The 14,561-nt window shown below is 43.3% G+C and carries 14 protein-coding genes; 4 read left to right on the top strand and 10 right to left on the bottom strand.

What is annotated here, in order from left to right; all coding sequences use genetic code 11:
- Window positions 1–74: 74 nt before the first annotated feature.
- Entirely contained in the window at window positions 75–923 is an 849-nt protein-coding gene (locus MKZ04_RS20820) for a TetR/AcrR family transcriptional regulator (RefSeq protein WP_023855606.1), read from the top strand.
- 122 nt (window positions 924–1,045) lie between these two features.
- On the top strand, window positions 1,046–2,128 hold the full coding sequence (locus MKZ04_RS20815; protein ID WP_020450470.1) for a glycoside hydrolase family 26 protein: 1,083 nt from the start codon (window positions 1,046–1,048) through the stop codon (window positions 2,126–2,128).
- Between the two features lie 72 nt (window positions 2,129–2,200).
- Here the strand turns inward: MKZ04_RS20815 and MKZ04_RS20810 are convergent, their stop codons facing one another.
- The 5 genes from MKZ04_RS20810 to gatC all read right to left on the bottom strand — a co-directional run bounded on the left by MKZ04_RS20810 (window position 2,201) and on the right by gatC (window position 6,163).
- Window positions 2,201–2,482 (bottom strand): hypothetical protein, encoded by a 282-nt coding sequence (locus MKZ04_RS20810; protein WP_020450469.1) that lies wholly within the window; start codon window positions 2,480–2,482, stop codon window positions 2,201–2,203.
- Window positions 2,479–2,781, bottom strand: coding sequence for a DUF2089 family protein (locus MKZ04_RS20805; RefSeq protein WP_020450468.1), 303 nt, complete (start codon window positions 2,779–2,781; stop codon window positions 2,479–2,481). Before MKZ04_RS20805 ends, MKZ04_RS20810 begins: the two co-directional genes overlap by 4 nt.
- A 167-nt stretch (window positions 2,782–2,948) precedes the next feature.
- Window positions 2,949–4,379 (bottom strand): Asp-tRNA(Asn)/Glu-tRNA(Gln) amidotransferase subunit GatB, encoded by a 1,431-nt coding sequence (gene gatB, locus MKZ04_RS20800; RefSeq protein ID WP_020450467.1) that lies wholly within the window; start codon window positions 4,377–4,379, stop codon window positions 2,949–2,951.
- Between the two features lie 13 nt (window positions 4,380–4,392).
- Complete coding sequence (gene gatA, locus MKZ04_RS20795; protein ID WP_023855604.1) at window positions 4,393–5,850, bottom strand: Asp-tRNA(Asn)/Glu-tRNA(Gln) amidotransferase subunit GatA; 1,458 nt, start codon at window positions 5,848–5,850, stop codon at window positions 4,393–4,395.
- Between the two features lie 22 nt (window positions 5,851–5,872).
- Entirely contained in the window at window positions 5,873–6,163 is a 291-nt protein-coding gene (gene gatC, locus MKZ04_RS20790; protein WP_003179590.1) for an Asp-tRNA(Asn)/Glu-tRNA(Gln) amidotransferase subunit GatC, read from the bottom strand.
- 441 nt (window positions 6,164–6,604) lie between these two features.
- Here gatC and putP point away from each other — a divergent pair, with 441 nt between their 5' ends.
- Window positions 6,605–8,086: a sodium/proline symporter PutP gene (putP, locus tag MKZ04_RS20785; protein WP_026578929.1), complete on the top strand. Its 1,482-nt coding sequence runs from the start codon at window positions 6,605–6,607 to the stop codon at window positions 8,084–8,086.
- Between the two features lie 218 nt (window positions 8,087–8,304).
- Window positions 8,305–8,997 (top strand): MgtC/SapB family protein, encoded by a 693-nt coding sequence (locus tag MKZ04_RS20780; RefSeq protein WP_020450464.1) that lies wholly within the window; start codon window positions 8,305–8,307, stop codon window positions 8,995–8,997.
- A gap of 268 nt (window positions 8,998–9,265) precedes the next feature.
- Here the strand turns inward: MKZ04_RS20780 and nagB are convergent, their stop codons facing one another.
- From nagB to MKZ04_RS20755, 5 genes are all read right to left on the bottom strand, one after another.
- On the bottom strand, window positions 9,266–9,994 hold the full coding sequence (gene nagB / locus MKZ04_RS20775; protein ID WP_026578930.1) for a glucosamine-6-phosphate deaminase: 729 nt from the start codon (window positions 9,992–9,994) through the stop codon (window positions 9,266–9,268).
- Window positions 9,995–10,136: 142 nt separating this feature from the next.
- Complete coding sequence (locus MKZ04_RS20770; RefSeq protein WP_050820901.1) at window positions 10,137–11,288, bottom strand: YhfX family PLP-dependent enzyme; 1,152 nt, start codon at window positions 11,286–11,288, stop codon at window positions 10,137–10,139.
- Complete coding sequence (locus tag MKZ04_RS20765) at window positions 11,288–12,514, bottom strand: phosphopentomutase (RefSeq protein ID WP_050820902.1); 1,227 nt, start codon at window positions 12,512–12,514, stop codon at window positions 11,288–11,290. Before MKZ04_RS20765 ends, MKZ04_RS20770 begins: the two co-directional genes overlap by 1 nt.
- Window positions 12,507–13,655 (bottom strand): aminotransferase class V-fold PLP-dependent enzyme, encoded by a 1,149-nt coding sequence (locus tag MKZ04_RS20760; protein ID WP_020450460.1) that lies wholly within the window; start codon window positions 13,653–13,655, stop codon window positions 12,507–12,509. Before MKZ04_RS20760 ends, MKZ04_RS20765 begins: the two co-directional genes overlap by 8 nt.
- Window positions 13,652–14,536: a phosphotriesterase family protein gene (locus tag MKZ04_RS20755; RefSeq protein ID WP_020450459.1), complete on the bottom strand. Its 885-nt coding sequence runs from the start codon at window positions 14,534–14,536 to the stop codon at window positions 13,652–13,654. Before MKZ04_RS20755 ends, MKZ04_RS20760 begins: the two co-directional genes overlap by 4 nt.
- Window positions 14,537–14,561: the final 25 nt, after the last annotated feature.

The raw sequence follows: 14,561 nt of genomic DNA, 5'->3' as shown, positions 1-14,561 counted from the left end.
TCAAAAGTAAACAGCGTCAACTTATATATGTTAAAATTTATTCAATTTTAAAGAAGTGTTAAAGGGGTACATTCATGACAGAAAAAGAAGAAAAAATCATTAAAGCAGGTCTGCACCTGTTCGCGAAAAACGGGTTTGCTTCCACAACGATTCAGGACATCGCCAATGAATGCAATATCTCAAAAGGAGCTTTCTACCTGCATTTCAAGTCGAAAGAAGCGCTTTTGCTTGCGATCATTAAGTATTATATCGATCGAACGATGGAAAATATGAAGATCATTCAGCAAAAGAATTTTCCTCCGAAGGAAACGTTCAAGGAGCAGATTGCTTATCAATTCAGTGAGAGCAAGGAGCACCGCGACTTTATTCTCGTGATGATCAGCGAACACAGCATCCCGGAAAACAGCAAGATCGAAGAATATTTTAAAAATGTCAGCCAAAAATTTCACGAGACGTATAAAAACGCGCTGTCAGCAGCCTACGGGGACATTGTGAAGCCCTATCTGTCAGACTTGTCCGTGATCGTTCAAGGCATCGTGCAGTCTTATCAAAATTTGTTTATCTTTAATGAACTGGATATCGATTTTTACGAACTTGCGGATTTTATTATGAGAAGAATCGATGACATGATTGATGGCATGGTTCAAAACGGGGAGCAGCCGATCCTGGCCGGACGGACGTACAGCTATTACCGGAACGCCGGCAGTACGGCCGATAAACATACGATTTTGCGGGAGCTTGAAGATGCCAAACGTCAGCCAGCGCTGGCGGAAGACATTCTCATTACACTGGATGTGATCGAGGAAGAGCTGAGAAAAGATTCGCCCCGCGTCCCCGTGCTCCAGGGCATGCTGACAAATTTGGAGCATCAGGACAATGTCCAGCATCTCTATGGAATGATCACCCGTTTCCTTCATTCATAAAACAGCCTGATGGCTGTTTTTTATTTCCCTACAATACGACGATCTGACCATGAATATTTTGGAAGCAGCATGTATAATAAGATCGCTTAAGACAATCTAGATTTTTAGGGGGTTTTACCTTAGTGAAAAAAAGCATCGTTTGCTCCATCTTCGCGCTGCTCCTTGCTTTTGCCGTTTCGCAGCCGAGCTACGCACACACCGTTTCCCCGGTGAATCCGAATGCCCAGCCGACGACGAAAGCGGTGATGAACTGGCTTGCCCACCTGCCCAATCGGACGGAAAACCGAGTGATGTCCGGGGCATTCGGAGGATACAGCCTCGACACATTTTCGCTGGCTGAAGCCGACCGGATCAAACAGGCAACAGGACAGCTGCCAGCCGTATACGGCTGCGATTATGCAAGGGGATGGCTGGAGCCGGAAGAGATCGCCGATACGATTGACTACAGCTGCAACAGCGATTTGATCGCATACTGGAAAAGCGGAGGCATTCCGCAAATCAGCCTGCACCTCGCAAACCCCGCGTTTACTTCGGGTCATTATAAAACTCAGATTTCAAACAGCCAGTATGAGAGAATTTTAGATTCTTCCACACCCGAAGGAAAACGGCTTGAGGCGATGCTGAGCAAAATCGCCGATGGCCTTCAGGAGCTTGAAAATGAAGGTGTGCCCGTTCTGTTCAGACCCCTTCACGAAATGAATGGCGAATGGTTCTGGTGGGGACTGACGCAATATAATCAAAAAGACAGCGCGAGAATCTCCTTGTACAAACGGCTCTATGTGAAAATCTATGACTATATGACAAAGACAAGAGGCTTGGATCATCTGTTGTGGGTGTATGCGCCTGATGCCAACAGAGACTTTAAAACAGACTTTTATCCGGGCGCATCATATGTTGACATCGTCGGGCTTGACGCTTATTTTGATGACCCGCACGCCATTGATGGCTACGATCAGCTCACATCTCTGAACAAGCCGTTTGCCTTTACAGAGGTCGGGCCACAGACGACAAACGGCGGGCTGGATTACGCGCGGTTTATCCATGCAATCAAAGAGAAATACCCGAATACGACGTACTTCCTGGCGTGGAACGATGGGTGGAGCCCTGCTGTGAATAAGGGAGCGGGCGCCCTCTATCTTCATCCATGGACGCTGAATAAAGGAGACATCTGGGACGGCGGTTCTTTGACGCCTGTTGTGGAATAACGAAAAAACCTTGGAGAATTATTCTCCAAGGTTTTTTAAGCAGCTTGTTCTGTCCTTTTGAGGCTGGTCCTGTTATTTAATATCCATGGCTTTCATAACTCTCATTTCTCTTTCCTGCTTTTTTTTCAAAGCTTCTCTGCCTTTAATCCATTCCCCCAGCAATAAAGCCAGTCCGCCAATAAGAGGAAGATAAAATGATGCGAAAGATTTTCCTTCATGAATGGATAATGCAACGAGAAAAATGATATAAGCTGTTGGGAGTATAGCTCCCCAAAAAGTACGATTTCTGGTCGATAAAAAATATTGAATTCCCAGTATTGCAAATCCGATCAGTAGTATATATATAGTATTCATTTATGAACACCCCGCTCTTTTTTATATTTCTCAATGATTAACTTTGCATTTTCCAGACTTATCTGATCATCGATAGCTAACTGTTTAATAAAATGAACAAAAGTCTCATTTTCCAATTCATCAATGAGTTGAATTTTTTGTATTAATCGATCCAACCTAACCCTAACTGTTGGATAAGATACTTGATAACTCTTTGCAATTTCTTTTAACGAACCAGATTTCAGCGTAAAGTTTTTAATAAATTCTACATCCTCTTCTTCTAAAGCCAATATCCATTCGGGTACATCTTTTCTTTCCATAGACAGCCCCTCTTATCAATAAATTTAAAAACAAAACTTAAATTAATGATAATATATTTCTAAATAAAGTTCAAATAAATTTTAATTTTATTTATTTACATCTTTACACAAATAAAAAAAGGTCCCCAATATGAGGACCTCCATTTAAGTAGCATAAGTCTGTTTTTTTATCGTTTATTAATCTCTTCAAGAAGAAGCTTGTTGACCATCGGCGGGTTCGCTTGTCCTTTTGAGGCTTTCATGATTTGGCCGACAAGGAAGCCGATCGCACGGTCTTTTCCGTTTTTGAAGTCTTCGATCGATTGCGGATTGTTGTCGAGCGCTTCTGTGACAAGCTTTCTGAGCGTCGCTTCGTCAGAAATTTGCACAAGGCCTTTTTCTTTGACGATTTTTTCTGCGTCTCCGCCTTTTTCGATCAATTCTTTGAAGACCTTTTTCGCGATTTTCGATGAAATCGTGCCTTTTTCGATCAGCTTGACCAATCCGGCAAGGCCTTCAGGCGTGAGCGCAACATCCGCAAGCTCTTGTTGCTGAGCGTTCAAGTAAGCCGACACTTCACCCATCAGCCAGTTCGACGCCAGCTTCGCGTCTGCGCCTTTTTCGACGGCTGCTTCGAAGAAGTCGGACATTTCTTTTGTCAAAGTGAGCACTTTCGCGTCATAGGCAGGCAGGCCAAGCTCTTCGATGTAGCGCTTGCGGCGCTCGTCCGGAAGCTCAGGAATGCTGTCTTTCACGCGCTGTTTCCACTCATCGTCAATGTAAAGCTCGACAAGATCAGGCTCAGGGAAGTAGCGGTAGTCGTCAGATCCCTCTTTGACCCTCATCAAAATCGTCGTTTTGGATGCTTCATCATAGCGGCGCGTCTCCTGCTGAATGACACCGCCTGACAAAAGAACTTGCGCCTGGCGTTTTTCTTCGTGCTCAAGGCCTTTTTGAACAAAGGCGAATGAGTTCAGGTTTTTCAGCTCTGTCTTTGTGCCGAACTCCTCTTGTCCGATCGGACGGAGGGAGATGTTGGCGTCGCAGCGGAGCGAGCCCTCTTCCATCTTACAATCGGAAACGCCTGTATACTGAATGATTGATTTCAGTTTTTCAAGGTAGGCGTAAGCTTCTTCAGGCGTTCTGATATCGGGCTCGGAGACGATTTCAACGAGCGGTGTTCCCTGGCGGTTATAGTCGACAAGGGAGTAGCCGTCGCCTGTATGCGTCAGTTTTCCCGCATCCTCTTCCAAATGAAGGCGGGTGATGCCGATGCGCTTCGTTTTTCCGCCGACTTCGATTTCGATCCAGCCGTTTTCGCCGATCGGTTTATCAAATTGAGAAATTTGATAAGCTTTCGGGTTGTCGGGGTAGAAATAGTTTTTCCGGTCGAATTTCGTTTCTGTCGCAATTTCACAGTTGAGCGCCATCGCGGCTTTCATCGCGAAATTAACGGCTTCTTTGTTCAACACAGGCAGTACACCCGGATAGCCTAAGTCGATAACGCTTGTCTGCGTGTTGGCCGCCGCGCCGAATGGCGTTGGAGAACTGGAGAAAATTTTCGATTTTGTTTTGAGCTCCACGTGGACTTCAAGTCCGATTACCGTTTCAAAGTTCATGTTTTTTCACCCCTTACAGTTCAGGTTTTGCTTTATGGTGGTCTGTCGCCTGTTCGAATGCATGGGCGACGCGGTATACTGTGCTTTCGTCAAAGTGTTTGCCGATGATTTGCAGGCCGAGCGGCAAGCCGTTCGCCAAGCCGCACGGGACGCTGATTCCCGGTACGCCCGCAAGGTTGACAGGAATCGTCAGAATGTCATTGGCATACATGGTCAGCGGATCGCTCGTTTTTTCGCCGATTTTAAATGCCGGCGTCGGCGTTGTCGGTCCGATGATAACGTCATAGTTTGCAAATACGTCTTCAAAGTCCTTTTTGATCAGCGTTCTGACTTTTTGCGCTTTTTTATAGTACGCATCATAGTAGCCTGAGCTGAGCGCGAACGTGCCGAGCATGATGCGGCGTTTCACTTCGTTTCCGAATCCTTCGGAACGCGTTTGTTTGTACAGGTCGATCAGGTTGTCGGCATTGTCCGTGCGGTAGCCGTAGCGGATGCCGTCGAAGCGCGCCAGGTTTGCCGATGCTTCAGATGAAGAAAGCAGGTAGTAAGTCGCCAGCGCGTATTTGCTGTGCGGAAGCGATACTTCTTCCCATGTCGCGCCAAGGCTTTCGAGCACTTTCAGCGCTTCAAGCACGGAATTTCTCGCTTCTTCTCCCACTCCTTCGCCGAGGTATTCTTTCGGCACGGCGATTTTAAGTCCTTTAATGTCGCCTGTTAACGCTGACAGATAGTCGGGCACGTCCACATTGGCGCTCGTCGAATCCATTTTGTCGACGCCTGAAATCGCCTGAAGAAGGTAGGCGTTGTCTTCGACAGATCTTGTGATCGGGCCGATTTGATCCAATGAAGAAGCAAATGCGACAAGGCCGTATCTGGAAACGCGTCCATATGTAGGCTTTAAGCCGACGACGCCGCAGAAAGATGCCGGCTGGCGAATCGATCCGCCCGTGTCAGATCCAAGTGAAAACGGCACTTCCCCGGCCGCAACTGCAGCCGCAGAGCCTCCGCTTGATCCACCCGGAACAGTTTCGAGATTCCACGGGTTTTTTGTCTTTTTAAAGCCTGAGTTTTCTGTGGAAGAGCCCATCGCGAATTCATCCATGTTCAGCTTTCCGATGGTGACCGCTTCAGCTTCGTGAAGACGCTCAACAACGGTTGCATCATAGATCGGGTCAAAGTTCTCGAGAATTTTGCTTGCGCACGTTGTCCGCAGATCCTTTGTTACGATATTGTCCTTAATACCGATCGGCATCCCGAAAAGAAGGCCGTGCTCATCACGGGTATCAAGCGCTTCGTCCAATTCTTTGGCGTATGCGCGGGCTTTTTCTTCATCAAGCTGCAAAAAGGCTTGTACCTTTCCGTCAACTTCGTGAATCCGTTTGTAAGATTCATCGACTAAATCTGATATGCTGATCTCTTTATTATGTATGAGACGTTTTAATTCAGATATTTTATGGTCAAACAGTGACATGTTTTCTCGCTCCCTCCTTTATTCAGTCCAAGATTGACGGCACGCGGATGTAGCCGTCTTTATGATCAGGCGCGTTTTTGACGACGTCTTCAACCGGAAGGCCTTTATCAGGGACATCTTCCCTCATGATATTCTTCATTTGCAATACGTGCGTTGTTGGTTTAACATTCTCTGTATCGACTTCGTTCAGCTCTTCTGCAAATGAAATAATGCTGTCAAGCTGTTCGGTAAACATCGCCGCTTCTTCGTCCGTAATCGCCAGTCTGGCAAGATGGGCGACATGCTTTACTTCTTCTATAGAAATACGCGACATACTAAAAACACCTCCAAGGTTATTCTCGCTTAGTCATAATACTGATCATATCAAATTTTAGCCTTCTAAATCAACAAAACCACGATCTTCGCCCCATTAGGCGGCTTTTATTTTATCGCACATGAAAAATTCAGTAAAATAGCACGTACTAATATTCAGAATATTTTTACTTTATATAATATTTGTAAGCGTTTTCATTATGATGCTTATCAGAACCATCACGCTCTTTTTCAATAAAATCGGATGTTTTTCACGGTTGATTGATGGGGAATAGTTTGATAGGTTAGGTAACTAAGTACGATCTAACCGGCAGCGCCTTAATTCCAATACTTGATTTTTTAAAGAGGGGGCCCTGCAATTTTCTTCGTACCGCAAGTCAGTATTGTCGAAAATTTTAAAGAGGTGATGCCACATTATTTTTAAAGAGGAGAGATATGAAACGTGAGTGTTGAAATATTTATTTCGTTAGGGATTTATTTTGCCGCGATGCTCTTAATCGGCTGGTATTCCTACAGAAAGACATCCAATTTGAATGACTACATGCTCGGCGGCAGAGGTCTTGGGCCTGCTGTTACGGCTTTATCGGCCGGCGCGTCGGACATGAGCGGATGGATGCTGATGGGACTGCCCGGAGCCATGTATGTGACAGGACTTTCGAGCGCCTGGCTTGCCGTCGGTTTAACAATCGGAGCTTATGTGAACTACTTGGTTGTCGCTCCCCGGCTGCGCACATATACAGAAGTAGCAAACGATGCGATTACAATTCCGGATTTTTTCGAAAATCGGTTTAATGATACGACGAGAATCTTGCGCCTGGCATCAGCCATCGTCATTATGGTGTTTTTCACACTGTACACGTCGGCGGGTATGGTGTCCGGAGGAAGACTGTTTGAAACGGCGTTCGGCCTCGATTATAAAATGGGTCTTTTCTTAACGGCAGCAGTCGTGATTGCTTATACGCTGTTCGGAGGGTTTTTGGCCGTCAGTCTGACTGACTTTGTGCAAGGTTTGATTATGTTTATCGCTTTAGTGCTCGTGCCGATCGTTGCCTTTACTCAATTAGGCGGAATTACGCCGACTTTCAATGTGATCGAAGAAATCAATCCAAGCTTGCTCGATTTCTTCAAAGGAACGACCGTCATTAGCATTATTTCATTTCTCGCCTGGGGACTGGGCTATTTCGGTCAGCCGCATATTATCGTCCGCTTTATGGCGATTTCATCCGTAAAAGAGCTGAAGCCTGCGCGCCGCATCGCAATGGGCTGGATGATCATCTCCGTAATCGGCGCACTGCTTGTCGGACTGATCGGTGTGGCGTATGTCCATGAAACGGGTACAGCGCTTAAAGATCCGGAAACGATTTTTATCGTGTTCTCAAAGGTATTATTCCATCCGCTGATTACCGGATTTTTGCTTTCCGCTTTGCTCGCGGCGATTATGAGTACGGTGTCTTCCCAGCTGCTTGTCACATCAAGCGCCATGACGGAAGATTTTTACCGGACGTTTTTCCGGCGCAAAGCAACGGATAAGGAACTCGTTCTTGTCGGACGTCTGAGCGTTCTGCTTGTCGCCGTCATCGCGATCCTTCTGTCTCTGACACCGAACAACACGATCCTTGATTTGGTCGGCTATGCGTGGGCCGGGTTTGGTTCCGCATTCGGACCCGCCATCCTTCTCAGCTTGTACTGGAAGCGGATGAACCAGTGGGGCGCATTGGCCGGTATGATCACAGGAGCCGTGACCGTGCTGATTTGCATTCTGACCGGTCTGCAGGAGAAGACGGGAATCTATGAAATGATCCCTGGTTTCTTCCTGAGCTTGATTGTCGTTTACGCTGTCAGCATGATCACGAACAAACCGGCAAAAGAAGCAAGAGATATGTTTGAAGAAATGGAACAGACGCATGAGGAAGAACATTCTTAAATGATCAGGCAATGAAAGCCGCCGGGCGATATCCGGCGGCTTTTTTGCTCAGACGGAATTCTTTTGATGCCACACCGGCAATATAATGGTAGGAGTATTGGGCTTCTTGCTGATGAATGGTTCCGCGACATCCCCTTCAAAAACAGTTGTCGATCCATAGCGTCTGTGAGAAAATCATATCAATCATATAAGATATTGTCGGAAAGGAGATCATGGGCATGGATTGGCATATTGAAACAGAAACACTGTTGAAGCTTGGCATCGCAACATTAATCGGAATGGTCATCGGTCTCGAAAGGGAGCTGAAAAACAAGCCGCTCGGCTTAAAAACGTGCATCGTGATTGCGATCAGTTCCTGTGTTCTGACAATGATCAGCATTGATGCGGCATACCATTTTCCAAAGTCGAACAGAATTATGATGGACCCTTTGCGGCTTCCCGCACAAATCATATCGGGGATCGGCTTCATCGGAGCGGGCGTGATCTTACGCAAAAGCAACGACGTCATTTCCGGCCTGACCACTTCAGCGATGATCTGGGGAGCAGCCGGCCTCGGCGTCGCCATCGGAGCGGGCTTTTATAAAGAAGCATTTGTCAGTCTCATTTTCATTTTAATCAGCGTCGAGTTTTTGCCGTGGATCGTCGGCAAAATCGGCCCGAACCGCTTGCAGGAAAAAGAAATCCGCGTCCGCATGTCTCTGAATGACAAGGATAAACTGACGGATATCCTTAAGGAAATGAAAGCGAAAAAAATCCGGATTCATTCCGTCCGGATCGATGATATGCGCGATAATGAATTTCCGGTCATGGAAACGAAAATCATGGTTCATAAGAAACGGTATGTCACCGATGTCTATTACGATATCAAAGCGATCGACGGCGTCGTCGGCGTAAAATGCGATACGCTTTAAAAAAAGCAGCCCTTTGGCTGCTTTTTTTGTGGATCATAAATATGGACAGTCGGTTCTATAGGATGATGGCTTTCTCTCGCCTAGAGGAGTTATTCATTTTCCTCCATTCTCCCCTTTTCAACTGTTCGAGTAAACAATATGAGACAAGCAAAACCTGTATATGTAAGTCCTTATCAGCAGGGTGGAAATTTGCTATATTCAGTCGTTTTTTACTGTTTGATCGCTAGGAGATCTCTTGAAATTTTTAAATGTCATCAACCAATGTCTGTTATTGAATTTTATTTAAGGCCGCATCATCTGCCATCACAATCACATCATTATGTTTCCTTAAAATTGAAGCAGGGAACTCTTGGGAGACACGGGTGCTGTTCAGCAGCCGTGCCAATGCTTCAGATTTTTCATTTCCAGACACGAGCAGAAGGATCCGCTTACTGTCCATTATTGTTTCAATTCCCATGGTCAATGCCTTTGTCGGTACTTCGTCCAAGGAACGAAAGAACCGGGAATTTGCCTGCCGGGTTGATTTATCCAAATCAACGATATGGGTTCTGCTTTTAAAGCTTGTCCCCGGTTCATTAAAACCGATATGACCATTCAATCCCATCCCTAATATTTGTATGTCAATTGCTTTTTCGGAAACAAGTCTGTCGTAACTGATGCATTCTTGTTCCAAATCTTCCGCCATCCCATTTGGGATATTGATATTCCTTTGCCTAATATCCAGATGTTTGAATAATATTTCATTCATATAATAATGGTAGCTGTTTTTATTTTCTTTAGCCAGTCCAACGTACTCGTCTAAATTAAAAGCAGTAACATTCTTAAATGATATTTCCTTTTGCCGATACTTTTTGATCAGGCATTTATACAAACCTAGCGGTGTCGAACCTGTTGCAAAACCGATAACAGGATTTTTTGAATTGTTAATGAGCTCAGTCATTAAATCAGCTGATTTTTCACTCATTTCTTCATAACCTGATACATGAATAATTTTCACGTCGTTCTCCTTTCCGCAAAATAACATGTCCAAGACGGACTACTGTATTAAACTGCACTTCAAAAAGACAAGGCATCTTCGCTATACCTCAGTAAGACAATCCATTATTCAAGAACTCCGATATTCCGCTGATAACGATCATTTACTCGATTACATTTCCTTTAGAATCAAATACACCGATAAGTTCAGGATCTTCAGAAACGTTTTTTAAGATTGCAATATGTGCATTCGTGACAAAGACTTGTGTACGAAAAGCAAATATTGCCGTATCGCCGACTTTTGCTTCAACTGTGTTTAATGCGCCATAATAATCAATATGATCAGGTGTCATTTCAATAGCTTGAACCTTCTTAAGATGATTTTTGTTTGTTCCAACCAGCGCCGCTTTCATATGTGAACGCGGATAGAATCCACCGCCGAAAACATAAGCATGATGATTAGATATGTGGGATACTTCAGTTACATATACCATTGCAGGTCTTTCTGCGAGTTTTTTCGTTGCATGAATGGGCGTCGTTCCAATTAAAGCATGACCGGGTTCGCCTTGAGTTGCACCATTTTCCTTCAACAATTTGATTGTTCCACAAGATGTTGCACTTGGCATATTCATCTCAAGCCTTTTATACCCTCTTTCCATTAAAAAAGATTTTACGGTTTGCATGGATGTTACATTCGGAGTAACTGTTGGAAGGCCGTCTTGAATCAATATACAAGGAAAGCTTGTTAAACCTGCAATTTCAATTCCTTCTAACTGTTCAATCGATTCGATATCCTTAACGATTTGTTCAAAAGTGAACCCTCCCTCTTGACCTTTATATATATAATCCTCTTTGTTTGCGATACGTAAAAACACTTTTTGTTTTCTTCCCATTTCCTTAGCTGCTCTACTAATGTTTCGAGCATTTGCAAGACTGAAAACCGTAACATAGTCAGGATGAAGCTTTAATATAGCCGGAATCATATGAATAGGTATTTGAACAAGATGTCCGACATGCCCAATTTTGATTCCATTTTGGCTGAGTGTGATTGCCTCCCACGGGTCTACAGCAACCGCTTTGTCAATTCCGCTTTCGGCGATAGCTTGTGCTACCAACGGATTACGGCCAAATTGCTTTGTCATAAAAAACAGTTCAATATCCTGTTTTCTGGCTTTTTCGCTTAAAACTTTTGCATTTTTCTTGACAGTGTCCAAATCTAATACATAAGTGTTAGGTGAAATGATTCCCCGCTGATGAAAATCCAATGCAGCTTCTATTAATTTTTTATTATATTTTAATGTAGATTCCAAAAACATCAGTCTGTCTCCTCTTTTCCTTTTTGCATTAAATGAAGGAATGAACTGCCGTTTTCAGTATTGCGAAGCCCTAGATAATCAGCAGAAGTTGCAGCAATGTCGGATAGCGTTTTTCTTTCCCCGATATTTACGGGGGATAACTTTTTGTGATAAGCCAGCAAATACGTTTTTTCCCGTGTGTGTTGGTTATGGCCGATCGTAGGGTCATTCCCGTGATCTGCACTAATCATCATCAGATCCTGATCTGTCATTTTACGGAGAATTTCCGGCAAATATTGATCTACCATTTCAATCCGATTCGCATAACGCACAGGATTCTGTGCATGTCCGGCTAAATCGGTTTCTTGTACTGTGGCAGCAATCACGCCTTTTTTGACACGGTCCATCTCCTGTATAATATCCTTCATAACTTGTTCCGTATCTACACCCGGAAACCTATTTGCACCTTTACAATAAATAATGTCCTGCATTTTTCCGATAAGAGAAACTTCCATTCCCCCATTTTTCGCCAATGATGGCAACTGCTTCTCGGGAGAGATACCAAAACCTAAGTGACGGACTTGATACCCTTGCTTGTATACATTAGATTTAGGCGAATTCACTCCTACTAATCCGTCTTCTCTTCTTTCAACTGACCTCTGCAAGTGTTCGGGTGTTACATTTTCTCCTCCAAGAACAATCACACGATTTACTTTAACATGATGACGGACACATCTTCCTATTTTCAACACTTCATCAAACGGAATATAATCCAGCGGAGCGCTTACATTATAAATTTGCCCGTAATCTGTTTCGATATTATCAGCCACGACTACTAAATCGTTTACTAATAGATACGGCAAATCTGAATTTGGTATGTTAACTTTATAACCCTGATCTTCCAAAGCGAGTTTAACATGATTGATATGTTCTGCAAAAGGAGCTAAATATGTCTTTTTTGGCTTTGTCCCCATGATTTCATTATGCCCTTCAAAACTGTCTGCTCCTTGATGCATCAGGTTCAAAACACCATAGCTGGCAATATGGTCTACATTTTTCAATTTAGGATGGTGCAAGATTTTGTTTATACCCAATTTTTCGAGATTTGGAATGTTTAAAGAAGGCACCGTATCAAGTATGTGATAGAAAGTATTAGCGCCAACGTCTAAAGGGTGATAATCGCTTGCATCTTCCATATAACCGACACCTAAGCTGTCTAATATTATGATAATGACTCTTTTATTCATTTATATCATCCCCTATTGAAGGATTTACACTAAGATTTTCTGTTGCTCGGTGAACGGATATGTTTAGAATTCTTAAAATGGTCTCAGGACCGCTTCTTAATGGATTAATGCGGATCATTTTTTTGGCCAGTGATGGATCTGCAGATAAAAAAGTGCCAGACACTCTATAAAACATTGGTGCAAACTCGTATTTTGATTCAGCACCTACCGGATGGGGTGCCGCTCCCAATTCATTAGCATGATGGAGCACTTTTTCGGCAATTGGTTTAACAAACTCTACAAGTAAGACTTTTGATTGTGCATTTGCCAAATAAGCCTTTTTAACACCTTTAATGGCTCCATTATTAAGCGAGTGAACTAACTGATCATTGACACTTGCTTGAATTGCCAGCATAACTGGCGCATATACCAGGCCCCTTAAAGCTTCTAAAGCTTCATAACCTTGAACTTGGCTTCCGCCTGAATAGTTTAAATTTTCTATTCTTTGTATCAAATCATTTTTGCCTAAAATGACTCCAATACCTTCCGGACCTAGTAGCTTGAACAATGAAAAGGTGGACAAATCGGCTTTGACTTGCGCTCCAACCTTTTCCGCTTTCATCGCAGCATAGTTGTCATCCGTAATAATGACTAGACTAGAATGAATGGAACGAATTTTTTTTATCGTTTCAGCCAAATCGTAATGGTCATCTATTTTTTGCCTCGTATGCTGAATCAATACACCTTTTAACTTCGGGTGTTTGAGGATGGCTTTTTTTATTTGTTCAGAATCGTGAAAATCCGCGTATATTGGCAAGACCCCCATCGACTCTAACGTTGTTTTACTTGTTGGATATATAGGTGCGTCATGGACTAGGATCTCGTCACCTGGCTTTAAAAAACTCATAAAACCAAATCTCAATGCCCCTGTTCCTGCACCACGAACTAACATTGCTTTCTCTGTGCCAAAGAAATCGGCTAGTGTCTCTTCTATTTTTTTTGTGAACCGCGGTTTATTCATTCCTTTTACAACGCCTAAATCGCCAAGTGAAAGCAATTCCTCTCCTCGAAAATGTCTTGTGATGACATCCACCAACTTAAATTGTCTATGCATGGCTTCTTCAATAGATAGACTATATAGAGGATAAGTTTCCATGCTCATTCACTCTCCCCTTTCATAAAAGCGCGAGGATTTTTAATCAACATCTTATCAATTGATTCATCAGTTATTCCATAGGTTTGCAAGAGAGGGATAAACGTGTCTATCAAATATGAATAGCCCACCCCGCCTTTATATACCAAATGTGATTTTCTGGTGATGTCCATAGACAGCAGAACCTTGTCTATATACCCTTTAGCCTGTATCTTTTTCAACATTTCTGCCCGAACACGATCAGGCATATAATTTTCTTTACCTATTGTATCGAATTCTACATACACACCTTCTCTCAGCATTTTCAATATATAATCGGCATCTCCTGATAAATCAACATGCCCTATCACCACTCGGTTTAAATCAACTTCATGTTTTTTAAAAAACTCTACTTGTTCATGCCCTAATGTTCCTATGGAAGTATGGGTTGATATTGGTTTTTTTGTTTGCTTATGCGCCACAACAACCGCTTCAAATACTTTTTGTTCGGTTTCCGTCCATTTATTATAACTTGTTCCAATTTCACCGATCAGCTCGGCTTTAGCATCTGTTCCTCTAATTCCTTCAACAATCTCCATTACCATTCTTTCTGCCAACTTTTCTTTTGGTTCGCGAAACACATGGATCGGGTAAAAAGTATCTTGGTAGAAACCAGTTGAAAAGACAATATTAATGCCTGTTTCTTCTGCTACTTTTTGAACGTATGTAATATTTCTCCCCATTCCAATATTCGTGACATCCACAATATTGCGTACGCCCTTTTCGTATAAACTTTTAAATTCTCTAACGGTTTCAGAAAATACATCCAACTTACAATCCTCATTGTTTTTTACTTCGGAAAGGTCTATCGTTGTATGTTCATGCATATAGGTCATTCCGTCTTTCAACATTCGGAAACTTCCCCTCTTTCGATGA

Source organism: Bacillus sp. FSL W7-1354, from assembly GCF_038002405.1.
Lineage (GTDB): Bacteria > Bacillota > Bacilli > Bacillales > Bacillaceae > Bacillus > Bacillus paralicheniformis.
Note: the sequence above shows the minus strand (reverse complement) of the source record. Positions and strands in the feature narration are given on the sequence as shown.